The sequence below is a fragment of the Caenimonas sedimenti genome, from assembly GCF_007833165.1.
GTDB lineage: Bacteria > Pseudomonadota > Gammaproteobacteria > Burkholderiales > Burkholderiaceae_C > Ramlibacter > Ramlibacter sedimenti.
The window spans coordinates 62,402-85,694 of the sequence record NZ_VOBQ01000005.1; the positions used below are offsets into that span (position 1 = coordinate 62,402).

The 23,293-nt window shown below is 68.1% G+C and carries 21 protein-coding genes; 5 read left to right on the forward strand and 16 right to left on the reverse strand.

Features of this window, described 5'->3' with window-relative positions; genetic code table 11:
• Positions 1–2: 2 nt before the first annotated feature.
• A complete protein-coding gene (gene hrpA / locus FN976_RS07650; RefSeq protein WP_255440236.1) occupies positions 3–3,773 on the reverse strand; it encodes an ATP-dependent RNA helicase HrpA in 3,771 nt (1,256 codons plus the stop codon).
• Between the two features lie 107 nt (positions 3,774–3,880).
• The gene (locus FN976_RS07655; RefSeq protein ID WP_145892418.1) at positions 3,881–5,113 is read right to left on the reverse strand and encodes a 7TM diverse intracellular signaling domain-containing protein; all 1,233 of its coding nucleotides are present in this window, start codon (positions 5,111–5,113) and stop codon (positions 3,881–3,883) included.
• A 63-nt stretch (positions 5,114–5,176) separates the two neighbouring features.
• On the opposite strand from FN976_RS07655, the gene argA reads away from it, so the two are divergent.
• From argA to FN976_RS07670, 3 genes are all read left to right on the forward strand, one after another.
• Complete coding sequence (gene argA / locus FN976_RS07660) at positions 5,177–6,526, forward strand: amino-acid N-acetyltransferase (RefSeq protein ID WP_145892558.1); 1,350 nt, start codon at positions 5,177–5,179, stop codon at positions 6,524–6,526.
• Positions 6,527–6,536: 10 nt separating this feature from the next.
• Complete coding sequence (locus tag FN976_RS07665) at positions 6,537–7,169, forward strand: LysE family translocator (RefSeq protein ID WP_145892419.1); 633 nt, start codon at positions 6,537–6,539, stop codon at positions 7,167–7,169.
• A 92-nt stretch (positions 7,170–7,261) separates the two neighbouring features.
• Positions 7,262–7,918 carry a phosphoribosyltransferase gene (locus tag FN976_RS07670; protein WP_145892420.1) on the forward strand — a complete coding sequence of 219 codons (657 nt, stop codon included), beginning with the start codon at positions 7,262–7,264 and terminating at the stop codon, positions 7,916–7,918.
• Here the strand turns inward: FN976_RS07670 and FN976_RS07675 are convergent.
• From FN976_RS07675 to FN976_RS07705, 7 genes are all read right to left on the reverse strand, one after another.
• Positions 7,907–8,443: a disulfide bond formation protein B gene (locus tag FN976_RS07675; protein ID WP_145892421.1), complete on the reverse strand. Its 537-nt coding sequence runs from the start codon at positions 8,441–8,443 to the stop codon at positions 7,907–7,909. The two genes, FN976_RS07670 and FN976_RS07675, sit on opposite strands and share 12 nt — an antisense overlap.
• Before the next feature lie 40 nt (positions 8,444–8,483).
• On the reverse strand, positions 8,484–9,602 hold the full coding sequence (locus tag FN976_RS07680; protein ID WP_145892422.1) for a sulfate/molybdate ABC transporter ATP-binding protein: 1,119 nt from the start codon (positions 9,600–9,602) through the stop codon (positions 8,484–8,486).
• Positions 9,599–10,507, reverse strand: a complete 909-nt coding sequence (gene cysW / locus FN976_RS07685; protein ID WP_145892423.1) for a sulfate ABC transporter permease subunit CysW — start codon at positions 10,505–10,507, stop codon at positions 9,599–9,601. Before cysW ends, FN976_RS07680 begins: the two co-directional genes overlap by 4 nt.
• Positions 10,507–11,388, reverse strand: a complete 882-nt coding sequence (cysT, locus tag FN976_RS07690) for a sulfate ABC transporter permease subunit CysT (RefSeq protein WP_145892424.1) — start codon at positions 11,386–11,388, stop codon at positions 10,507–10,509. Before cysT ends, cysW begins: the two co-directional genes overlap by 1 nt.
• A gap of 6 nt (positions 11,389–11,394) precedes the next feature.
• Positions 11,395–12,384 (reverse strand): sulfate ABC transporter substrate-binding protein, encoded by a 990-nt coding sequence (locus FN976_RS07695; protein ID WP_145892425.1) that lies wholly within the window; start codon positions 12,382–12,384, stop codon positions 11,395–11,397.
• A gap of 6 nt (positions 12,385–12,390) precedes the next feature.
• Positions 12,391–13,029 carry a peroxiredoxin gene (locus FN976_RS07700; protein WP_145892426.1) on the reverse strand — a complete coding sequence of 213 codons (639 nt, stop codon included), beginning with the start codon at positions 13,027–13,029 and terminating at the stop codon, positions 12,391–12,393.
• Between the two features lie 88 nt (positions 13,030–13,117).
• Positions 13,118–13,864 (reverse strand): IclR family transcriptional regulator domain-containing protein, encoded by a 747-nt coding sequence (locus FN976_RS07705; protein ID WP_145892427.1) that lies wholly within the window; start codon positions 13,862–13,864, stop codon positions 13,118–13,120.
• Positions 13,865–13,979: 115 nt separating this feature from the next.
• Here FN976_RS07705 and pobA point away from each other — a divergent pair, with 115 nt between their 5' ends.
• Positions 13,980–15,152: a 4-hydroxybenzoate 3-monooxygenase gene (pobA, locus tag FN976_RS07710; protein ID WP_145892428.1), complete on the forward strand. Its 1,173-nt coding sequence runs from the start codon at positions 13,980–13,982 to the stop codon at positions 15,150–15,152.
• 212 nt (positions 15,153–15,364) lie between these two features.
• Here the strand turns inward: pobA and FN976_RS07715 are convergent, their stop codons facing one another.
• Positions 15,365–15,814 (reverse strand): DUF4124 domain-containing protein, encoded by a 450-nt coding sequence (locus FN976_RS07715; protein WP_145892429.1) that lies wholly within the window; start codon positions 15,812–15,814, stop codon positions 15,365–15,367.
• A 7-nt stretch (positions 15,815–15,821) separates the two neighbouring features.
• The gene (locus FN976_RS07720; RefSeq protein ID WP_145892430.1) at positions 15,822–16,796 is read right to left on the reverse strand and encodes a tripartite tricarboxylate transporter substrate-binding protein; all 975 of its coding nucleotides are present in this window, start codon (positions 16,794–16,796) and stop codon (positions 15,822–15,824) included.
• 90 nt (positions 16,797–16,886) lie between these two features.
• On the opposite strand from FN976_RS07720, the gene FN976_RS07725 reads away from it, so the two are divergent.
• Positions 16,887–17,780 (forward strand): CoA transferase, encoded by an 894-nt coding sequence (locus FN976_RS07725; RefSeq protein ID WP_145892431.1) that lies wholly within the window; start codon positions 16,887–16,889, stop codon positions 17,778–17,780.
• 10 nt (positions 17,781–17,790) lie between these two features.
• Here the strand turns inward: FN976_RS07725 and FN976_RS07730 are convergent, their stop codons facing one another.
• The 5 genes from FN976_RS07730 to FN976_RS07750 all read right to left on the reverse strand — a co-directional run bounded on the left by FN976_RS07730 (position 17,791) and on the right by FN976_RS07750 (position 23,250).
• Entirely contained in the window at positions 17,791–18,588 is a 798-nt protein-coding gene (locus tag FN976_RS07730; RefSeq protein WP_145892432.1) for a beta/gamma crystallin-related protein, read from the reverse strand.
• 149 nt (positions 18,589–18,737) lie between these two features.
• Entirely contained in the window at positions 18,738–20,921 is a 2,184-nt protein-coding gene (locus tag FN976_RS07735) for a YgiQ family radical SAM protein (RefSeq protein WP_145892433.1), read from the reverse strand.
• Positions 20,922–20,990: 69 nt separating this feature from the next.
• Entirely contained in the window at positions 20,991–21,482 is a 492-nt protein-coding gene (locus tag FN976_RS07740) for a MarR family winged helix-turn-helix transcriptional regulator (protein WP_145892434.1), read from the reverse strand.
• Entirely contained in the window at positions 21,479–21,667 is a 189-nt protein-coding gene (locus FN976_RS07745; RefSeq protein WP_145892435.1) for a hypothetical protein, read from the reverse strand. The genes FN976_RS07740 and FN976_RS07745 overlap by 4 nt, the downstream gene beginning before the upstream one ends.
• Positions 21,664–23,250, reverse strand: coding sequence for an FAD-dependent monooxygenase (locus FN976_RS07750; protein ID WP_145892436.1), 1,587 nt, complete (start codon positions 23,248–23,250; stop codon positions 21,664–21,666). Before FN976_RS07750 ends, FN976_RS07745 begins: the two co-directional genes overlap by 4 nt.
• Between the last annotated feature and the right edge of the window lie 43 nt (positions 23,251–23,293).

A 23,293-nucleotide genomic window follows, 5' to 3' on the forward strand; every position in this document is an offset into this window, starting at 1 on the left:
CTTCAGCTATTGAGCTGAGCCCACACCTTGTCGAGCCGCTTCATGCTCACCGGTTGCGGCGTGCGCAGTTCCTGCGCGAAGAAGCTCACGCGCAGTTCCTCGAGCAACCAGCGGAACTCCTGCATGCGGTCATCGACGGCGCCCTTGCGCTCCGCCACCAGCCGCCAGTAGCGCTGCTCCTGCGGCTTCAGTTCGGCCAGGCGAGCGGCGTCGCGCGCCGGGTCGCCCCGCAGCTTGTCCAGGCGCAGCACGATGGCCTTGAGGTAGCGCGGAAAGTGCTGCAGGGCTGGCCAGGGCGTCGTCGCCAGGAACCGTTTGGGCACGAGCCGCTGGAGCTGCTGCACCGCATCCGCATTGGCGTCCGGATGGTTGCGGGTGTCCTTGATCTTGCGGGCCGCCGCCGCGTACTCGCCCAGGATCGACGCTGCCAGCCGGGCGACCTCGTTCGCGATCAGCGTCAACCGGCCGCGCCCTTCTTCCAGCCGGCGCTTGAAAGCGGCCTCGTCCGTGGGCAGCGGATCGAGCAGGAACGCGCGGTCCAGGGCGACGTCCAGGATCTGTTCGCGCAGTTCCTCCTGCGTGCCCAGCGGCATGAAGGCCACGGCCATCTTCTGCAGCTCGGGGATGTTCTTCTCCAGGTACTTCAGCGCATCCTTCAGCTGCAAGGCGAACAGGCGCCGCAATCCGGTCCGGTGCTTGGCGGCCGCCACGCCAGGTTCGTCGAACACCTCGATGGCCACGGCGTCGCCCAGGTCCACGAGCGCCGGGAAGCCGACCAGGCTGGTGCCGCCCTTGCGGATTTCCATGAGTTCGGGGAGTTCGCCGAAGGTCCAGGCGGTGTATTTCTTTTCCCCTCCCCCCTCTGGGGGGAGCTTGGGAGGGGGGGTCGCAAGAGCGCCCCCACCCTGCCCGCCCCCGGAGGGGGAGGGAGAAGACACCTTCAACCCCGCCAGTGCCTGGAACGCCCCTCTGGCCTGCGCCCCCAGCTCCGCCTTCAACGCCCCCAGGTTGCGGCCCATGCCCAGTTGCCGCCCGTGCTCGTCGACCACCCGGAAGTTCATGAACAGGTGCGCGGGCACCATGTCCAGCTTGAAGTCGGCCCGCTTCACGTCCAGGCTGGTGGCGTCACGGACGATCTTGAGGAGCGCTTCGGTCAGCCCGCCCTGGGCCCAGGCCTCGGGCGTGCTCAACTGCGCGGCAATGCGTGTCGCGGATTCCGGCAGGGGCACGAAGCGCGAGCGCGGCTTCTGCGGCAGGCTTTTCAGGAGGGCCTGTACCTTGTCCTTGAGCATGCCCGGCACCAGCCATTCCGCCCGCTCCTCGCTCACCTGGTTCAGCACGAACAAGGGCACGCTGACGGTCAGGCCGTCACGCGCATCGCCCGGCTCGTGCAGGTAGGTCGCGCTGCAATCGACGCCGCCGAGCTTGAGCGTGCGGGGGAACGCGTTGCTGGTGATCCCGGCGGCCTCGTGCCGCATCAGCTCGTCGCGCGTGAGCTTCAGCAGCTGCGGGTTGGTCCGGACCGCTTCGCGGTACCAGCGCTCGAAGGTCGCGCCGCTGTAGACGTCCTTGGGCAGCTGCTGGTCGTAGAACGCGAAGATCAGCTCCTCGTCCACCAGCACATCCTGCCGGCGGGCCTTGTGCTCCAGTTCCTCGACCTGCTTCACCAGCTTCTGGTTGGCGGCCAGGAAAGGCAATTTTGTTTCCCACTGGCCTGCCACCAGCCCTTCGCGGATGAAGATGTCGCGCGCGCCCTGCAGGTCGACCCGGGCGAACGGCACGCGCCGGCCGCTGTAGACCACCAGCCCGTAGAGCGTGGCCCGTTCCAGCGCGACCACCTCGGCGGCCTTCTTCTCCCAATGCGGGTCCAGCAACTGCTTCTTCAGCAGGTGACCGGCCACCTGCTCGATCCATTGCGGCTCGATGTTGGCGATGCCCCGTCCGAACAGGCGTGTGGTCTCCACCAGTTCCGCGCAGACGACCCAGCGGCCCGGGCGCTTCTTCAGGTGGGCGCCGGGGTGGCGGTGGAACTTGATGCCACGGGCGCCGAGGTAGACCTCCTCTTCCTCCAGCTTCATGCCGATGTTGCCCAGCAGGCCGGCGAGCATCGACTTGTGCAGTTCCTCGTAGCCCGCCGGCTCGGCGTTCAGGCGCCACTTGTGTTCCGCCACCACGGTGTGGAGCTGGCTGTGCACGTCGCGCCACTCGCGCACCCGGCGCACGTTGATGAAGTTCTGGCGCAGCAGCTGTTCGTACTGCCGGTTCGAAAGCTTGTGATCCGTCCCATGCCCCCCGCGCGCCTCGTCCAGCCACTTCCACAGCCGCAGGTAGCCCGAGAACTCGCTCTTCTCGTCGTCGAACTTGGCGTGCTGCTGGTCGGCCTGCGCCTGCAGGTCCAGCGGGCGGTCGCGGACGTCCTGCAGGGACAGCGCCGAGGCGATGACCAGCACTTCGTCGAGAGCGCCGCGCTCGCGCGCCTCCAGGATGATGCGGCCCACGCGCGGGTCCAGCGGCAGGCGGGCCAGTTCCGCGCCCATGGCCGTGAGCACGTTGTCGTCGTCCACCGCACCCAGCTCGGCCAGCAACTGGTAGCCGTCGGTGATGGCGCGCCGGGCCGGCGGATCGATGAAGGGGAAGTCCTCCACCCCGCCCAGGTGCAGCGACTTCATGCGCAGGATCACGCCCGCCAGCGAGGAGCGCAGGATTTCCGGATCGGTGAAGCGCGGCCGGCCGGCGAAATCGGCTTCGTCATAGAGCCGGATGCAGATGCCATTGGCGACCCGGCCGCAACGCCCGGCGCGCTGGTTGGCCGCGGCCTGGCTGATCGGCTCGACCAGGAGCTGCTCCACCTTGCTGCGGAAGCTGTAACGCTTGACGCGGGCGGTGCCTGTGTCGATGACATAGCGGATGCCGGGCACGGTCAGCGACGTTTCCGCCACGTTGGTGGCCAGGACGATGCGGCGGCCGCCGTGCGTATCGAACACGCGGTCCTGCTCTGCCTGCGAGAGGCGGGCGAACAGGGGCAGCACCTCGGCGTTGCGCGTCAGGACGTCGTGGGCCAGGTGCTTGCGCAAATGATCGGCAGCCTCGCGGATCTCACGTTCGCCCGGCAGGAACACCAGGATGTCGCCCGGCGCATTGCCCCGCCACAACTCGTCGACCGCATCGGCGATCGCGTCGTTCAGGTCGAATTCGCGAGTCTCTTCGAAAGCGTGCCAGCGCTGCTCCACCGGGAACATGCGGCCCGAGACATAGATGACAGGGGCGGGCCCTACGGGGCCGGCGAAATGGCGGGCGAAGCGTTCGGCGTCGATGGTGGCCGAGGTCACCACCACCTTCAGGTCGGGGCGGCGCGGCAGGAGCTGGCGCAGGTAGCCGAGCAGGAAGTCGATGTTCAGGCTGCGCTCATGCGCCTCGTCGATGATCAGCGTGTCGTAGGCATTCAGCAACGGGTCCGATTGCGTCTCCGCCAGCAGGATGCCGTCGGTCATCAGCTTGACCGAGGCGTCGCGCGACAGCCGGTCCTGGAACCGGACCTTGAACCCGACCACCTCGCCGAGCGGCGTCTCGAGCTCCTGCGCGATGCGTTTGGCGACGCTGGAAGCGGCGATGCGCCGCGGTTGCGTGTGCCCGATCAGCCGCCCGCGCTGGCCCGCCGGCGCATTGAGCTTGCCGCGGCCCAGGGCCAACGCGATCTTGGGCAGCTGGGTCGTCTTGCCGGAGCCCGTCTCGCCACAGACGATGACGACCTGGTGCGCCGCCATGGCGGCCATGATGTCCTCGCGCTTGGCGGAAACCGGCAGCGATTCCGGGAACGTGATGGAAAGGGAAGCCAAGACTGCGAACGGCCAAAGCCCGTGATTATCGGGCCGCCGGGGGCTCAGCCGGGCGTGTGGGCGGCCTCAGTGTCCGTGAGGGGCAGTTCCGCGATCTGGCCGGCCTGCTGGTCGTAGTACGCCAGCCGGCTCGAATAGCTCCAGGCCGTGCGGGCCATGGCGCGCACGGTCGACACGGCGTGGGAGGGCCGGACCTGCGTGGTCGTCGTCAGGATGCCGATGCCCAACTCGGCTTCCCAAGCCGTCTCGGCGGCTTCCAGTCCCGCCACGTCAGCGCTGGTGCCCAGGAGCACCGGGCGGGCCAGCCGTTCGCGCATCTGCCGGGCCAGCGTGACGATGCGGGCAATGTCGGCCGGATGTCGCACCAGCAGCAGGAATCCGTCCTCACCCAGGCGCCCCATGTCCGCGTGGACCGGCGCGCAGCGCCGCAGCCGGCTCGCGCAGATGAACAGCGCGTGGTTGAACGCCGCGCGCCCATGCAGGTTTTCCAGCGCGTAAAGATTCGCGATGCAGATCGCGATGACGCCCACGGGCCGCACGCCGGCGTCGCGCTTGAAGAAGACGTCGCCCACCATCTGCCCCGTCTCGCTGTGCGAGCGCATCCGCGTGACCGGGTCGTAGTTCGGACCATGCGCCATGACCTCGGACAGCTCCAGCAGGTAGGAGTAGCGGGACCAGAGCGCGGTCGCCATGACGGCGAGATAGGCCATCCCGGCCGTGGCGCTCATCGCATGGACGGCCCAAGGCGCATCCCGGTCCAGGGCGATCCAGCTCAGGCCGCCGACCGCGACCAGCATGAGGGTGACGCCGGAGACGGAAGCCCAGGCCAGCCGGTCGCCGCGCAGCGCGCTGCGCACGGCCGTGACCAGCATGGCCAGCCCCACGGAAAACGCGGCGACCGAGCTGAGCGCCAGCGCCTGCGTGGGCGGAAGCATCCAGCCCGCCGCCAGCACCAGGACCGCCATCCCCACCATCCCGATCACCGCACGCCGGGCCCAGGCCCGCTGGCGCAGCAGGCCCAGCATGGACATCAGCATGAGGGCCAGCGATACCGCCGTCGCCACGGCCACGTGGGCCAACAGGCGCGCCTGCGCGTCACCATGCAGCGGCAGCCAGCCCAGATAGGCCACCACGAAAGCGGCGGAGATCACCGCCGACAGGCCGGCCATCAAGGCCACCTGCTTCTGGGACCGGACGTACGCTGCCAGCGAGACTGCGAGCATCAGCGCCGCGGTGCCGAAGAACGCACCCCAGAATCCAGCCGCCAGCGTGTCCATCGCCCGCACGATAACGCATCGCGGCGATTCCCTTAAACTGCCACGTTGCCTGCCCCACCCCTGATGTCCGCGATCTTCAATTTCACCTTCGTCCCCTGGTTCCGCTCGGTCGCGCCGTACATCCACATGCACCGCGGCAAGACCTTCGTGGTCGGCCTGGCGGGCGAAGCCATCGCCGCCGGCAAGCTGCACCACATCGCGCAGGACCTGGCGCTGATCCAGAGCATGGGCGTCAAGGTCGTTCTGGTGCACGGCTTCCGCCCGCAGGTGAACGAGCAGCTCAAGGCCAAGGGGCATGCGGCGAAGTACTCGCACGGCATGCGGATCACCGACGAGGTGGCGCTCGATTCCGCGCAGGAGGCCGCCGGACAACTGCGCTACGAGATCGAGGCGGCATTCAGCCAGGGCCTGCCGAACACGCCCATGGCAGGCTCCACGGTGCGCGTGATCTCCGGCAACTTCATCACGGCGCGCCCGGTCGGCATCCTGGACGGCGTCGACTTCCAGCATTCCGGCCTGGTCCGCAAGGTGGATGCGGCGGGCATCAGCCGCACGCTCGGCATGGGCGCCATGGTGCTGCTTTCCCCGTTCGGGTTTTCACCCACGGGCGAGGCCTTCAATCTGTCGATGGAGGAGGTCGCCACCAGCGTGGCGATCGCCCTGCAGGCGGACAAGCTGATCTTCCTCACCGAAAGCCCGGGCGTGCGGATCAAGCCGCTGGAGCCCGAGGGCGAGGACAACCCGATCGACACCGAACTGCCGCTGGCCGCCGCCGAACAGCTGCTTGCCAGCCTGCCGCCGGCGCTGCAGCCCACGGACACCCCGTTCTACCTGCAGCACTGCGTGAAAGCGTGCAAGGCAGGTGTCGAGCGCAGCCACATCATCCCGTTCGCGATCGACGGTTCGCTGCTGCTCGAGGTGTACGTGCACGACGGCATCGGCACCATGGTCATCGACGAGAAGCTGGAGGAACTGCGCGAAGCCGGCGCCGACGACGTGGGCGGCATCCTCCAGCTGATCGAGCCCTTCGAGCGCGATGGGACCCTGGTGAAGCGCGACCGCACCGAGATCGAACGCGACATCGCCAACTACACGATCATCGAGCACGACGGTGTCATCTTCGCCTGTGCCGCGCTCTACCCCTACCCTGAGGCGAAGACGGGCGAGATGGCTGCGCTGACCGTCTCGCCCCAAAGCCAGGGCCAGGGCGATGGCGAGAAGGTGCTCAAGCGTGTCGAGCAACGGGCTCGCGCCATGGGCCTGGAGAGCATCTTCGTGCTGACCACGCGCACCATGCACTGGTTCCTGAAGCGCGGCTTCGTGCAGGTCGATCCCGATTGGCTGCCGGAAGCCCGCAAGCGCAAGTACAACTGGGACCGCCGCAGCATGGTGTTCGTGAAGAAACTGGCCTGAGAAGCAACCGATGGACATCTCCACCCTCCTCGTCTTCAGCCTCGTGGCATTGATCGCCATCGCCACGCCCGGCCCCACGGTGCTGCTTGCGTTGGCCAACGGCTCACGCTTCGGCGTGCGGCGCTCCCTGGCCGGCATGGCCGGCGCAGTGGCTTCCGATTTCGTCCTCGTCGGCGCGGTCGCGCTGGGCCTGGGTGCCCTGCTCGCGGCTTCGGAGTTCTGGTTCAGCGTGCTGAAATACGCTGGTGCGCTCTACCTGGCTTGGCTGGGCTGGCGGCTGCTGCGTTCGCAAGGCGGCATCGACCTGCCCGCCCCCGACGCGGGCGTCGCGGCCCAGGCGCCGCGGTCACTGTTCTGGCGCTCGTTCCTGGTCGCGGTCACCAATCCCAAGGGCTACCTGTTCTGCTCGGCCTTGCTGCCGCAGTTCATCGATCCGCACGCCGCGCAGGCGCCGCAATACGTGGTGATCGGCATCGTCTTCGCGGCCCTGGATTTCTCGGTGATGTTCGGTTATGCGGTGCTGGGCGCGCGCGCCGTGCGCCTGCTGAAGGCCAACGCCGTGCGCTGGCTCGACCGCATCTGCGGCGGCGCCCTGCTGGCGCTCGCGGGTTCGCTGGCGTTCGTCCGTCGAAGCGGGACCTGAGGCGCGCGGACCGCAGAGAAAGCCGGGCGGCTGACGGTCGCCACTTCCATGGTCCGACATCGTGGTTCTCTCGGAGGCGCTACCTTGGAGGGATGGCCGAGTCCGAACCCCGCCTGCCCTATGAGAACCGCCGCCAGGCGGGCCGCCTGCTGGCCGCCCGGCTCGGGCATCTGCGCGGCCGGCCCGGCCTCGTCGTGCTGGCGTTGCCGCGCGGTGGCGTGGCGGTCGCCCATGAGGTCGCACTGGCCCTCGGCGCCCCGCTGGATGTCTTCGTCGTCCGCAAGCTCGGCTATCCCGGTCATGAGGAGTACGCCATGGGTGCGATCGCCAGCGGCGGCGTGCGCGTCATGAACCCCCTGCCGGGCACCCAGCCCAGCGCGGCCCAGGTCGACCGTGTGGTCGAGCGCGAGCAGCGCGAGCTGCTGCGGCGGGAAAGCCTGTATCGGGGCGATGCGCCGCCGCTGGCGGTGCAGGGCCGGACCGTGGTGGTGGTGGATGACGGCCTGGCGACCGGCGCCACCATGCGGGCCGCCGCCGAGGCCTTGCGGCAGCGGCATCCGCTCTACCTTTGCGTGGCCGTGCCGGTGGGGACGGCGGAGAGCTGCCGGGAGCTCCGCTCCGTCGCGGACGAAGTGGTCTGCGCGGCCATGCCAAAGCCCTTCCGGGCCGTGGGTGTGTGGTTCCGCGAGTTTCCGCAGGCGACCGACGAAGAGGTGCGGTCGCTGCTGGCCGAAGCCTCAGGTCGCTAGCGCGTGCCGCGGCATGCTGCGGCCGCGCAACTGGCGAACCAGCAGCACCAGGCCCACCAGCGCGAAGAACAGGAACCAGAGGAAGGACCAGTTCGCGATGGACAGGCCGAGGAAAGTCCAGTCAACCTTGGTGCAGTCGCCGCCGCCGCGGAAGATCATGGGGATCGCACGCTTGAGCGGAAAGGTCTCGATCATCCCGTACAGGTCACGGCCGCAGGAAGCGATCTCGGGCGGGTACCACTGCAGCCAGCTCTGGCGGGCGGCGACGAAGCCGCCGAAGCCGGCAAAGAGGGTCATCAGGCCGGCGCTGGCCACCAGGAAGCCGCGGGCCGGGACAAAGGCCGCGATGCCCGCCACCAGCGCCACCAGCACCAGCGCATAGCGTTGCACGATGCACATCGGGCACGGTTCGAGCTTGGCCGGCCCGTGCTGCAGGTACAGGCCGAAGGCCAGCATGGCCACGCAAGTCACGGCCACCAGGCCCAGGATGCGCCGCGGCGCCGTGTCGAACCAGTTCAAGAACATTCGCTTCCCCAACCCGCGTGCCGGCCGGCACTGTCGTCCGTCAGGTCGCGGTCTCCACAAACACACGGGCGCGGCGCGGCGTCACCACCAGCGTCTCGCCCTCCCGAAGGCCCATTTCCTTGAATTGCTGCGCAGGGATCTGCGCCTCGATCAAGGTTTCCGGGCCCGCATTGTCCGATGGTTTGTTGTCGTCCGCCGGGATAAGTTCCAGCCGGGCGACCGGCCCGACGACGATCGCGCGCGCCAGCTGCACCACGATGCCCCGCGGCCGCCCGTTCGCGTCGAGCCCGGCGCCAGGGGAATAGCGCTGGACGTCCAGGTCGTGCGGCCGCACATAGGCGGATGCCTTGGCGTTCTGCGCGCCCGCGTGCTCGGGGGAATCGATCTGCAGGCCTTCCACGGTCACCAGGCCCTCGTGGGCGCGGCCGTGGAACAGGTTCACGTCGCCCAGGAAGCCGTAGACAAACGGGCTGGCGGGATGGTCCCACACCTCCTGGGGGGAGCCGACCTGCTCGATGTTGCCGGCGTTCATCAGCACCACGCGGTCGGCGACCTCGAGCGCTTCCTCCTGGTCGTGCGTCACGAAGATGCTGGTGACGTGCAGGTCGTCGTGCAGGCGGCGCAGCCAGCGGCGCAGTTCCTTGCGCACTTTCGCATCGAGCGCCCCGAAGGGTTCATCGAGCAGCAGCACCTTCGGCTCCACGGCCAGGGCGCGCGCGAGTGCGATGCGCTGCCGCTGGCCACCGGACAGCTGCGACGGGAAACGGTCGGCGAGCCAGTCCAGCTGCACCAGGTTCAGCAGGTCGTGCACCTTCTGCTTGATCTGCGCCTCGCTGGGTCGCGCGCCGCGCGGCTTCACGCGCAGGCCGAAGGCCACGTTCTCGAACACCGTCATGTGGCGGAACAGCGCGTAGTGCTGGAACACGAAGCCCACCTGGCGCTCGCGCACGTGGACGTCGGTGGTGTCCTCGCCCGAGAACAGGATGCTGCCGCGGTCGGCCGTCTCCAGCCCCGCGATGATGCGCAGCAACGTGGTCTTGCCGCAGCCCGAAGGGCCCAGCAGCGCAACGAGCTCGCCCGATTCGATGTTCAGCGACACATCGCGCAGCGCCTTGAAGTCGCCGAAATTCTTGCTGACGTTGCGGATCTCGATGCTCATACAGTGGCCTCCATCGCCATCGGGCGCTCCGGCGGCATTTCGGCCGTCGCCTTCATGTCACGTTCCTGCTTCCACTCGGCCGCCGACTTGATGACCAGCGTCACCACGGCCAGCAGCGCGAGCAGCGACGCCACGGCGAAGGCCGCGACGGACTGGTATTCGTTGTAGAGGATCTCCACGTGCAGCGGCATGGTGTTCGTCTGCCCGCGGATGTGGCCGGAAACCACCGAGACCGCGCCGAACTCACCCATCGCCCGCGCGTTGCACAGGATCACGCCGTAGATCAGGCCCCACTTGATGTTGGGGAGCGTCACGTACCAGAAGGTCTGCCAGCCGGTCGCGCCCAGCACGATCGCGGCCTGCTCCTCCTCGTTGCCCTGCGCCTGCATCAGCGGGATCAGCTCCCGCGCGATGAAGGGGAAGGTCACGAAGATGGTCGCCAGCACGATGCCGGGCACGGCGAAGACGATCTTGATGTTGTGTTCGGCGAGCCATGGGCCCAGCCAGCCCTGTGCGCCGAACACCAGCACGTAGATCAGGCCGGCGACAACCGGCGACACCGAGAACGGCAGGTCGACCAGCGTCGTCAGGAAGGCCTTGCCCCGGAACTCGTATTTGGCGATGCACCAGGCGGCGGCGACGCCGAACACCAGGTTCAGCGGAACGGCGATGGCGGCGGTGATCAGCGTGAGGCGGATGGCGGACCACGCGTCCGGCTCCTTCAATGCGTCCAGGTAGGCCCCAACGCCCTTGCGCAGCGCCTCGGTGAACACCGCGGCCAGCGGCAACAGCAGGAACAGGAACAGGAAGGCCAGCGCGATGCCGATCAGCGTGTTGCGCACCCAGGGGGATTCCGTCGTGCTGACCCGCTTCGTGCGCAGGTCGGTCGGGAGAGTCGCACTCATCAGCCCGCTCCCGATCGCTTGCGCTGCCAGGCCTGCAGCGCGTTGATGACCAGCAGCAGCAGGAAGGAGAAGAAGAGCATGACGACAGCCACGGCCGTGGCCCCCGCGTAGTCGTACTGCTCCAGCTTGCCGATGATGATCAGCGGGGTGATTTCCGAAACCATCGGCATGTTGCCGGCGATGAAGATGACCGAACCGTATTCACCGATGGCGCGCGCGAACGCCATGGCAAAGCCGGTCAGCAGCGCGGGAGCGATCGAGGGGAAGATCACCCGGGTGAACGTCTGCAGGCGCGTGGCGCCCAGGCACATGGCGGCCTCTTCCAGCTCCTTCTCGGCCTCCTCCAGCACGGGTTGCACCGTGCGTACGACAAAGGGCAGCCCGATGAAGATGAGCGCGATGACCACCCCGTTCGGGTTGAATGCGAGCTTGATCCCCATCGGCTCCAGGTATTGCCCGATCCAGCCGTTGCCGGCCAGCAGCGCGGTGAGCGAGATGCCGGCGACCGCCGTGGGCAGTGCGAACGGCAAGTCGACCAGCGCGTCCACGATGCGCTTGCCGGGAAACGTGTAGCGCACCAGCACCCAGGCCACCAGCAGGCCGAAGACGACATTGACCAGGGCTGCGATGAGCGACGCCCCGAAGGTGAGCCGGTAGGACGCGAGCACGCGAGGGGACGTCACTGCCGCCCAGAACTGGTCCCAGCTCAGCGTGAAGGTCTTGAGGATCAGGGCCGACAACGGGATCAGCACGATCAGCGACAGGTACAGCACGGTGAAGCCGAGGGTCAGGTTGAACCCCGGCAACACCTTGCGGGTCCCCGTGCGCGAAGGCGCCGCCACCGTGGCCGGCAGCGGCGCCGCGATGCTCGCAGCGCTCATAGGGGCCTACTTGACCGTGTAAATCTTGTCGAACTGGCCGCCGTCGTTGAAGTGCACCTTCTGCGCTTCACCCAGGGAGCCGAACAGTTCCTGCACCGTGAACAGCTGCAGCGGCTTGAACTGGTTCGCGTACTTCTTCAGGACGGCCTGGTTCCGCGGGCGGATGTTGTGCTTCGCGGCGATCTCCTGGCCCTCTTCCGAGTACAGGAAGTTCAGGTAAGCCTTGGCCAGGTCGGCCGTGCCCTTCTTGGCGACCGTGCGCTCCACCACCGCCACCGGGTTTTCGGCCACGATGCTGATGGAGGGATAGACCACGTCGACCTTGTTGGCGCCGAATTCCTTGTCGACCGACACCACTTCGGACTCGAACGTGATCAGCACGTCGCCGATGTTGCGTTGCAGGAAGGCCGTGGTGGCGTCGCGGCCGCCGCGCGCGAGGACCGGCACGTTCTTGTACAGCTTGGCGACGAACTCCGCCGCCTGCGCGTCGCTGCCACCCTTCTTCCTGGCGTAGCCCCAGGCAGCCAGGTAGGCGTAGCGGCCATTGCCGCCGGTCTTCGGGTTCACGACGACCACCTGCACGCCGGGCTTGACCAGGTCGTCCCAATCCTTGATGCCCTTGGGGTTGCCGTTGCGCGTCAGGAACAACATGGTCGACGTGGTCGGGGATGCGTTGTCCGGGAAGCGCTTGGCCCAGTCCTTCGCGACCACGCCCTTCTCGGCGAGGAACTCGACGTCGGTGGTCGTGTTCATCGTGACCACGTCGGCATCGAGCCCGTCGGCCACCGCCCGCGCCTGCGCGCTGGACCCGCCGTGCGCCTGGTCGACTTTCACGTCCTTGCCGGTCGTCTTCTTGTAGTGCGGCACGAACGCCGCGTTGACATCCTTGTAGAACTCGCGGGCGACGTCGTACGAGGCGTTCAGCAGCGTCTGTTGCGCGGAGGCGATGCCGCTGGCTGCCAGCGCGAGGCTGGCGATGATCAATTTCAACTTCATGATGGACTACTTGTTCGGCTGAGCGGTGAGCCGGAGATAGGGCTTCACGGCCTTGAAGCCCTTGGGAAATCGCCGGGCGATCTCTTCCGGGTCCTGCAGGCTGGGGATGATCACCACGTCGTCGCCATCTTTCCAGTTGGCGGGGGTAGCAACCTTGTGGCCGTCGGTGAGCTGCAACGAATCGATGACTCGCAGGATCTCGTCGAAGTTGCGGCCAGTCGACGCGGGATACGTCAGCGTGGCGCGGATGGCCTTCTTCGGATCGATGATGAACACGCTGCGCACGGTGGCGTTCACCAGCGAGTTCGGATGGATCATGTCGTACAGCGTGGCGACCTTCTTGTCGGCGTCGGCGAGGATGGGAAAGTTCACCGTCGTGCGCTGGGTCTCGTTGATGTCGTTGACCCAGGCCTTGTGCGACTCGACGGGGTCGACGCTGACCGCAATGGGCTTGACGCCGCGTTTGGCGAACTCGCCGCCCAGGGCGGCGGTCTTGCCGAGTTCGGTGGTGCAGACCGGCGTGAAATCGGCGGGGTGCGAAAAGAGCACCACCCAGGCGTCGCCGGCCCATTCGTGGAAGCGGATCGTGCCCTCGGTGGACTCTTGGGTGAAATCGGGCGCGGTGTCGCCCAGGCGAAGAGTCATGGCTACCTTTCTCAGTGAGAAAGGATTGTGGGGACGCCCCCTTAATACGCCAACGAATATCTCGTTGTTAATTTATGGCGAAAAGCCTCTATAGAAGCGGTCGAAGCTCCCGGGCGGCTTCCAGCAGATGCGGTAACAGATCCTTTTGCATGACATCGGGCCGGACCGCGACCGCGTTCAGGGCAGCCACGGTCTGGCCATTCATGTTGCGCAGGGGCACCGCCAGCGCATGCACGCCCAGTTCGTGCTCCTCGCTCGCGATCGCCAGGTCATGCTGGCGGACTTCCTCGATGACCGCACGGAACTTCCGCGGATCCACCGTGGTGTGCACCGTCAGCCGGGGCAGTTCGCGGCCTTTCATCCAGGCATTGAAGTCGGCCCGCGGCTTCGCCGCCAGCAGGATCCGCCCCGTCGAGGTCGCATGCGCGGGTAGCCGGGCGCCGAGGTGCAAGCCGTAGGCCAGCAACCGGGACGAGCCGCTCCGCGCGACGATGACGACGTGGTCGCCGTCGAGCACGACCGCCGAGAACGATTCGCCGGTCTGCGCCGTCAGCCGGTTCAGTGTGGGCTGGATCACGCGCGGCAGGCGGGCCGAGGCGAGATAGCTGCCCGAGAAGCGCAGCACCTTGGGGGCCAGCCAGAAGTGGCTGCCATCGGTTTCCAGGTAGCCCAGGTGCGCCAGGGTGAGCAGGTGACGGCGCGCCGCGGCGCGCGTGAGACCGGCGCGCTGGGCGGCCAGCGTGGCATTGAGCCGCTGCCTTTCGGTGTCGAAGCTCTCCAGCACCGCCAGGCCCTTGGCGATGCCGGCGATGTAGTCGGCCTGGGCGAGCGTCATGTCGATCCTCTGCGCGATGATCGCGCATGTCCGGCGATGATCGCACAAGGGATGCGTCCCGGGTCTGGTCCGGGCGGGCCAGGGCTCCTAAGCTTGGCCGCAGGAGACAAACCCCATGCGAACCCAGGTTGCCATCATCGGCGCCGGCCCCTCCGGCCTGCTGCTCGGCCAGCTGCTGCACAAGGCCGGTATCGCCAATGTGATCGTGGAGCGCCAGACGGGCGACTACGTGCTCGGCCGCATCCGTGCGGGCATCCTCGAGCAAGTCACGGTCGACCTCCTGGCGGAGTCGGGCGTGGGTGATCGCGTGAAGCGCGAAGGCGTCGTCCACCACAGCATCGAGCTGGTGTTCGCCGGCAGCCGCCATCCGATCGACGTGCATGGGTTGACCGGGGGCAAGGTCGTCACGGCCTACGGCCAGACCGAGCTGACCAAGGACCTGATGGACGCGCGCCAGGCCGCGGGCCTCGCCACGGTCTATGAAGCCGCGAACGTCAGCCTGCACGATTTCGACGGCACCCGCCCGCGCGTGCGGTACGAGAAGGACGGCGGCACGCACGAGATCGAATGCGACTTCATCGCGGGCTGCGACGGCTTTCACGGCGTGAGTCGGGCGACGGTGAAGGACGCCATCACCGAGTTCGAGCGCGAGTACCCCTTCGGCTGGCTGGGCGTGCTGGCCGACGTGCCTCCGGTGTCGCCGCACGCGATCGTCTACGGCAACAGCGAGCGCGGTTTTTCGCTTTGCTCGATGCGCAGCATGACGCGCAGCCGCTATTACGTGCAGTGCCCGCTCGACGACAAGGTCGAGGCCTGGAGCGACCAGCGCTTCTGGGACGAACTGCGCCGCCGGCTCGACCCGGAACTGGCCGCAAGGATCGTCACCGGCCCCAGCATCGAGAAGAGCATCGCCCCGCTGCGCAGCTTCGTCGCGGAGCCGATGCGCTTCGGCCGCCTGTTCCTGGCCGGCGACGCGTCCCACATCGTGCCGCCCACCGGTGCCAAGGGGCTGAACCTGGCCGCGAGCGACGTGAAGTACCTGTCGTCCGCCTTCGTCGAGTACTTCCAGGAGAAATCCGCGGCCGCCATCGACAGCTATTCGGAGCGCTGCCTGAGACGGGTCTGGAAGGCCGAGCGATTCTCGTGGTGGCTCACCGGCCTGATGCACCGCTTTCCGGACACCCAGGGCTTCGGCCAGCGCATGCAGGAGGCCGAGCTCGACTACCTGGTGCATTCCAGGGCGGCCTCGACGGCGTTGGCGGAAAACTACGTGGGCCTGCCGCTTTAGAAGGCTGCATGCCCCGAAAGCGGCTCAAGGGACCGCCCATACAATCCGCGGCTCATGTCCGTTTTCCGCTTCCTCTGGCCGACGCTGGCCGTGTTGGCATCGGCGGGGTTCCTGGCCGAAGACATCCAAAAACAAAGGTTGGCCCGCGCGTTCTCCGGACCGGTGGAAGCCGGGAACGGCGGGCATGACACTGCGCCCCGCCCTCGCCAAAGCTAGCAAGGGGGCGGTTCCGCCATCGCCGGGCCGCACTTCTTGGCGGCTTCCGGCGCAATGGCACCGGCTGCGTTGCGCAGCGGCGCGAAGCAGGCCATGCTGGCCTGGTACTCGCGCTGGCGGCGCTGGCAATCGGTTTCGCCCGGCCTCGCCGCTTGAGCCGTGCCGGCAGTCGTTGCGCTGGCAGCGGACGCCGGGGCGGCTGGCGCCTCGGCCGGCGTTCGCGATGCGGCGAGACCCTTGGCAGCCGTGTCCGCAGGCACGACGTTCGATGCGCGTGGGGTGACTCGCGTGGGCGAATCGACGCCCGGGGGTGGCTTGTCGGACAGATGGGTGCGGCCCTGCGCGTCCTTCCACTGGTACATCCCCTGGCCCTGGCCCTGGGCCGGGCCCACGCAAAGGATGGCCAGTGCGACGCCTGCATGCAGCATGGTGGGCATGCGGTTCATGCCCGGCTCAATCCGCGAACTTGCCGCCGGCCTTGATGATCGGCCCCCACTTGTCGATCTCGCTCTTCAGCCAGCTCTGCAGGCCTTCCGGCGAGAGCTTGCTGTCGGGCACGATTTCCGCGCCCAGGTCTTCCATGCGCTTCGCCACGTCCGGGTCCTTCAATGCGGCGCGGACCGCGGCGTTCATGCGTTCGATGATGGGCTTCGGGGTGCCCTTGGGCGCGTAGATGCCGTGCCAGACGACGACCTCGAAGTCCTTCAGTCCCTGCTCCGCCAGCGTGGGTGCATTCGGCAGCGACTTGATGCGGTTCTTCGTGGTGACGCCGTAGAGCTTGACGTTGCCCGCCTTGATCTGCGGGATGGTCTGCGTGGTCTGGTCGCACAGCACGTCGACCTGGCCGCCCAGCAGCGCGTTCATCGCAGGCGCGGTCCCCTGGAACGGGACCTCGGTCAGCTGCACGCCGATGGCACGCTGGAACAGCATGCCGCACAGCTGTGACACCGCGCCGAGGCCCGCCGTGGCGACGTTGATCTTGTCCTTGTTGGCCTTGATGTACGCGACCATCTCCTGCAGGTTCGCGGCGGGGAAGTCCTTGCGCGCCAGCATGGTCATGGGCACGTCGACCGCCTGGCTGACGAATTCGAAATCGTTGAGCGGGTCATAGGACAGCTTGCGGTACAGCGCCGTCGAGGTGGCCATGCCGTTGTGGTGGATGAAGAAGGTGTAGCCGTCCGGGGGCGACTTGGCCACCGAGCCGGCGGCCACGGTACCGCCGGCGCCCAGCTTGTTTTCCACCACCACGGTCTGGCCCAGCGTCTTGCTCATGGATGCGGCCAGCGTGCGCGCGACCACGTCCGTCGGCCCGCCGGCCGCGAAGGGCACGACGAGCGTCACCGCCTTGGCCGGCCACGCCGCCTGCGTGTGGGCGGAAGCGGCGAAAACCAGGCCCGCGAGCGCGGCCAGGGCTTGTTTGAACTGCATGAGGAGTCTCCAGGTGGTGGCAAGCACACGTTAGCGGCGGTGGCGGCGGGCTGCCATAGTGGTTCCCCGCGTCTGCTAGGCTCCCTGGCCATGACGCAGCCGTTCGCCCCGCTTCATGGCATCCGCATCCTCAGCCTCGCCCTCAACCTGCCCGGTCCCGCGGCGCTCATGCGCTGCCGGCGCATGGGCGCCGACTGCAGCAAGATCGAGCCGCCGGCCGGCGACCCGATGGCGCACTACCAGAAAGGCGCGTACACGGAGTTGCATGAGGGCGTGAAGGTCCTCACCGCCGACCTGAAATCGCAGGACGGCCAGCAAGTCCTCCATCGCCAGCTGGCGAAGACCGACGTGCTGCTCACTTCCTTTCGCCCGTCCGCGCTGCAGAAGCTGGGGCTGGGCTGGAAGGAGCTGCACAGCCGGCATCCGGCGCTCAGCCAGGTGGCGATCGTGGGTGCGCCGGGTGCGCGGGCCGAGGAGCCGGGCCACGACCTGACCTATCTCGCGGACAACGGCCTCGTCCCTGGACTGGAGCTGCCGGCGACCCTCTATGCGGACATGAGCGGCTCGCTGATGGCGAGCGAGGCGGTGCTGCAGGCCGCACTGCGGAAGCAGGAGCGCTATGCGGGAACCGGCGATCCACACCCGGAAGGCGTCTACCTGGAAGTGGCCCTGGCCGACGCCGCGCGCTACATGGCCCTCCCCCGGCACTGGGGCCTCACGCAGCCCAGCGGGGCCGTGGGCGGCGCGCATGCGGGCTATCGGGTCTACCCATGCAAGGATGGACGGGTGGCGGTCGCCGCGCTGGAGCCGCATTTCGCCGCCCGGCTTTGCGCGGCCGCTGGCGTCGCCGCCAGCGATATCCGGGCGATGCTGTCACCGCAGACCCGCGAAGCGATCGCGGCTTTCTTCGCCTCACGCACACGCGGCGAGCTGGATCAGCTCGCCGCGCGGGAGGACCTGCCCCTGCACACCATGCAGGGGTGAGGAGCCAGGGTCAGCCGCGCGGCTCGCCGCGCGCGTTCACCAGGATCTTGTTGCCGGGTGGCGTCGCCATCTGCACCCGGTGTTCGGTGCCGCGGTAGTTGTAGCTGACCTCGTAGTAGGCCGGCGCACCACCGGAGACGGTGGTGCAGCGCTGGACATCCTGGGTCGCGACGCCGGAAGAACCGCCGCCCATGTTGCTGCCGATGGCCGCTCCCGAGATCACGCCGACGGCCGTGGCGGCATCCTTGCCGCTGCCGCCGCCGACCTGGTGGCCCAGGATGCCGCCGATGACGGCACCAGCCAGGGCGCCGCCCACGTTGGGGCTCGATGGGGCGGGCACGGCCTGGCGCTCGACCCAGCAGCGCTGGTTCGGGGGGCCCATCACGGCACGCGACCAGTTCACCGGCACTTCGGTCAGCTGCTCGTTGGCCCGGCGGCGGTATTCATAGGCAGGGGCCGTGGAGACGGCCGGCTCCGCGTCATAGCGGCGCTGCCCTTCGGCGGGGCGCACCGACGAAATGCGCCAGTTGACGCCGGCATCACGCAGGGAGTCATAGTGCCCGCGGCGCAGCACGGCGCAGCGGCCCTCGAAGCGCGGCTCCTCGCACACTTCCCAGCGGCCGCGCTCGACGACGACGGAGCGGGTCCTGTCGTCGAAGTTCATGCGATCCAGGTTCCGCACCGGCCGGTCGACCGTGACGGCACGGCCGCGGAACTCACGTTCCTCGTAGAGGACGATCTGGGCCATGGACTGACCGGCCAGGACGAGTGTGGCGGCCGCGACGGCGGCCTTGAGCGCGATTTGCATGTTGTGAGCTCCTTCCATTGGATCAACCTCCAACGCCGGGAGGTCCGGCGCCGAGTACATGAGCATCGTAAAGAGTGGTGTGCAATTGTGTAGGCACCAGCCTACGACCAGTGTCGTCTGGCGGCTGAGCCAGACGGGCGGCGCGTGGGTCAGCTCGTCTTGCGCGGCGGCAGGCCGGTGTGTTGCGTCAGCATGCGGCCCTTCTTCGGCTGGCCCGCCGTCGAGTTCTTGCGCCGCGGGCTCGCGTAGCTGCCGTCGGTGGCCGGCTGGAACGTAGGGATGAGGTGATGCTTGCCGTTGCCGATCAGGTCGGCCCGGCCCATCGCCTTCAGCGCCTCGCGCAGCATCGGCCAGTTGTTGGCATCGTGGTAGCGCAGGAACGCCTTGTGCAGGCGGCGCCGGCGGTCGCCCTTGACGATGTCAACGCTCTCGCTGTCGCGCCCGATCTTGCGCAGCGGGTTCTTGCCCGAGTGGTACATGGCCGTGGCCGTGGCCATGGGGCTCGGGTAGAAGGTCTGCACCTGGTCGGCACGGAAGCCATTGCGCTTCAGCCACAGCGCCAGGTTCATCATGTCCTCGTCGCTCGTGCCCGGGTGGGCCGCGATGAAGTAGGGGATGAGGTACTGCTCCTTGCCCGCTTCCTTCGAGAACTTCTCGAACATCTGCTTGAACTTGTCGTAGCTGCCGATCCCCGGCTTCATCATCTTCGACAGCGGGCCGTTCTCGGTGTGCTCGGGCGCGATCTTCAGGTAGCCGCCCACGTGGTGCTGCACCAGTTCCTTCACGTATTCCGGCGACTGGACGGCCAGGTCGTAGCGCATGCCGGAGCCGATGAGGATCTTCTTCACGCCCTTCAGCGCGCGCGCGCGCCGGTACAGCTTGACCAGCGGGCCGTGGTCGGTGTTCAGGTTGCTGCAGATGCCGGGATAGACGCAGCTCGGCTTGCGGCAGGCGGCCTCGATCTCGGGCGACTTGCAGCCGATGCGGTACATGTTGGCCGTGGGGCCGCCGAGGTCGGAGATGACGCCGGTGAAGCCCGCGACCTTGTCGCGGATGTCCTCCACCTCCTGGATGATGGAGTCCTCGCTGCGGCTCTGGATGATGCGGCCCTCGTGCTCGGTGATCGAGCAGAAGGTGCAGCCGCCGAAGCAGCCGCGCATGATGTTGACCGAGAAGCGGATCATCTCCCAGGCGGGGATCTTGGCGTCGCCGTAGGCCGGGTGCGGCGCCCGCGCGTACGGCAGGCCGAACACGTGGTCCATCTCCGCGGTGGTCAGCGGGATCGGCGGCGGATTCAGCCAGACGTCGCGCTCGCCATGCGCCTGCACCAGCGAACGCGCGTTGCCGGGGTTGGTCTCCAGGTGCAGCACGCGGTTGGCGTGGGCGTAGAGCACCGGGTCCGACTTGACCTTCTCGAAGGACGGCAGGCGGATCACGCTGCGGTCCCGCGGCGGCACCTTCAGCTTCGCCTTGGGCATGACGAAGTTGACCGGCTGCACGCCCTCCTCCTTCATGCAGGTCTGGCCCTGGGCCTTGGCCTGCTCGGAGATGGTCATGTAGGGGCTGACGTGGGCTTCGACGCGGCCTGGCGCGTCCACGGTGGTCGAGTCGATCTCGAACCAGTCTTCCGGCGCCGCACGCCGCATGAACGCGGTGCCACGCACGTCGGTGATCTCGGCCACCGGTTCGCGTGCCGCCAGCCGGTGCGCGATCTCGACGATCGCGCGTTCGGCATTGCCATAGAGCAGCAGGTCGCACTTGCTGTCCAGCACGACGCTGTGGCGGACCTTGTCGGACCAGTAGTCGTAGTGCGCGATGCGCCGCAGGCTGCCTTCGATGCCGCCCAGGACGATGGGCACGTCCTTGAACGCTTCGCGGCAGCGCTGGCTGTAGACAATGGCCGCACGGTCCGGCCGCTTGCCGCCGACGTCGCCCGGCGTATAGGCATCGTCGCTGCGCAGTTTGCGGTCCGCCGTGTAGCGGTTGATCATCGAATCCATGTTGCCGGCGGTCACGCCCCAGAACAGGTTCGGCTTGCCGAGCGCCTTGAAGGGCTCGGCGCTTTGCCAGTCCGGCTGCGCAATGATCCCGACGCGGAAACCCTGCGCTTCCAGCGTGCGCCCGATCACGGCCATGCCGAAGCTCGGGTGATCGACATAGGCGTCGCCCGTGACCAGGACGATGTCGCAGCTGTCCCAGCCGAGCGCTTCCATCTCCTTCCGGCTCATGGGCAGGAAGGGCGCGGGGCCGAAGCGATGCGCCCAGTACTTGCGGTAGCTGGTGATCGGCTTCGCGGCGCGCGCGAAAAAGGAAACGTCGACGGGGGCGTTCATTGCGGAAAGACGAGGGGCCGGGAAACGGCGGGGTGGAGCGGCGAAGCCTGCCGCGGGCAACCTCGTATTCTAGGCGGAGCGGCGCTTTCTCGCTTGCTCCGCGGGGATTGGCCCGGGCTCCTCGGCCGCTTCGATGACGCGGTCCAGCATCCGCGCCAGGCCCGCCCGCTCCGCATGGCTGAGGCAGCCGAAGATGGCCTCGTTCCGATGAGCGATCAGCTCCATCACCTGCAGCCAGAGCGCTTCCCCCTCCTCGGTCGGTTCCAGCACGACCGCCCGGCGGTCGCTCGCACTACCGTGCTTGGCGACCAGGCCGCGCGCCACCAACGCCTGGGCGGCTCGGCTCGCCTGGCCCTTGTCGAGGTTGGCCGCGCCGGCCAGGTCATTCACCGACATGGGCGCCGCGTTCCCGATGGCGGCCAGGCACCGGGCCTCGCCCAACGGGAGCGCGAAGGCGACCGCATAGGCCTCGGCCGTGACCTTGTCGCTGAGCTTGCTGACCCGGTGCAGCCGCCAGCTGAGGAAATGTTCCAGCGACTCGGAAGCCGGCGGCGGCCTCACACGCCCCCCTCGCCGCAGCGCGCCGCCGCCTGGGCGATCAGCGGCAGGACCGTATCCGCCGATTCGGCACGGGCCATCAGCTGCAGGCTCAGCATCGCCAGCAGCAGCTGCGAGCGCTCGGGCCCTGCCTGAGCCAGTGCCTGGCACAGGGCTGTGTAGCTGCGATCGAGGTCGGCGTCCGTCATCCCTGGAACTCCTTGCGTTTGAACCAGGCCACCAACGGCGCTGGATCAGTGCCGCGCCAGCGGCCCGCCACGTAGCCATCTGGCCGCACCAGCACCAGGCCCTCGCCGCCCCGTGGCAACCCGTAGCGGTCGCCGGCCTGGCGCAGCGGGTCGGCTTCGGGCGGGATGTGCAGTACCGCGACGCCCTCTTCCGGCAGGCCGGCTGCCGCCAGCGGCAAGACGCCGTCGGAAAACACGAGCGCCACGAAGTCCTTGCCGAACGCCTGGCTCAGATGGAATTCGCCCTGAGACCCGGCCAGGAGCGCTTCCGGCGCCGGCAAGCCGGGAGCCGCGTCGCCGTGCATCCATTCACCGGTGCTCTCGCCATTCAGGGCCGAACCGGCATAAGCCACCGGCGCGGACTGCCGCGGGTTGATCAGCGGGCGGACCAGCGGATCCTCCAGCGCCAGCCGCAGGGTCGCCTCGCGCATCAGGCTGAAGGCGAAGTTTGGCGGCGCCATGAACTCCGTGCTCTTGGCGCCATAGGCGATGTTCTCGCGGGCAGCGGGCACCCGCTCGGCGGAGTAGGTGGCCAGCAGCGCGTCGTCCCCATCGCCGTCCAGCACGCGCGCCAGCTTCCACGCCAGGTTGCCCGCGTCGTCCAGTCCCGAGTTGAGGCCACGCACCCCGAAGATCGGCACCAGGTGTGCCGCATCGCCGGCGAAGAACACGTGGCCGTGCCGGTAGTCCGGCAAGGTCAGGCACTTCGCGTTGTACATGGAAGCCCACAGCATCCGCCAGGGTGCGGTCTCGCCGATCATCGCCAGGTGGCTCTGGACACGGGGGAGGATGTTTTCCGGCTTCAGGGCCTCCGCACCATCCTCGTCGTCGCGCAACTGGTAGTCGATGCGCCAGACATCCTCGGGCTGCCGGTGCATCAGGATGGTGGAGCCCGGGTTCGAAGGCGGATCGAACCAGGCCAGGCGCTCCACGGGGCGCTGGGTTTCCTGCACGACATCGACGATGACGTAGCGGCCATCGTATTGCGTCCCCTCGAGCTGCAGGCCCAGCTGCTCGCGCACGGTGCTGCGGCCACCGTCGCAGGCAGCGAGGTAGCGCGCACGGACCTGTCGCATCCCTTCGGGGGTTTCGAGTTCGGCCGTCACCCCTTGCGCGTCCTGGGTCAGCGCGGTCAAGCGCATGTTCATCGCCACCTGCGCCACTTCGGGTGCGCCAGCCAGCGCGTCCAGCAGGAACTGCTCGACGTGGTACTGCTGGATGTTCACCATGGGCGCGAAGCGCTGCGTGGGTTCGCTGGGCATCTGGAAACGCAGCACCTCGGCGTCGCGCCAGTAGCTTCGGCCACCCGTCCAGGGCAGGGCCTTGGCGGCCATCGCGGCGCCGGCGCCCGCCCAGGCCAGGATCTCCTGCGAGCGGCGCGACACGCAGATGGCCCGGCTCCCCGTGCAGACGCCGCCGTCGGCCTCGGCCACCAGCGAGCGGATGCCGTGGCGCGCCAGCAGCGCGGCCAGGGTGAGCCCCACAGGGCCGCCGCCGGCGATGAGCACCGGCACTTCGTCCGGCAAGTCCTGGTGGTGCGCCACGCGTTCGTCCCGTCAATTGTTGCGGGCGCAACTATAGCAGCAA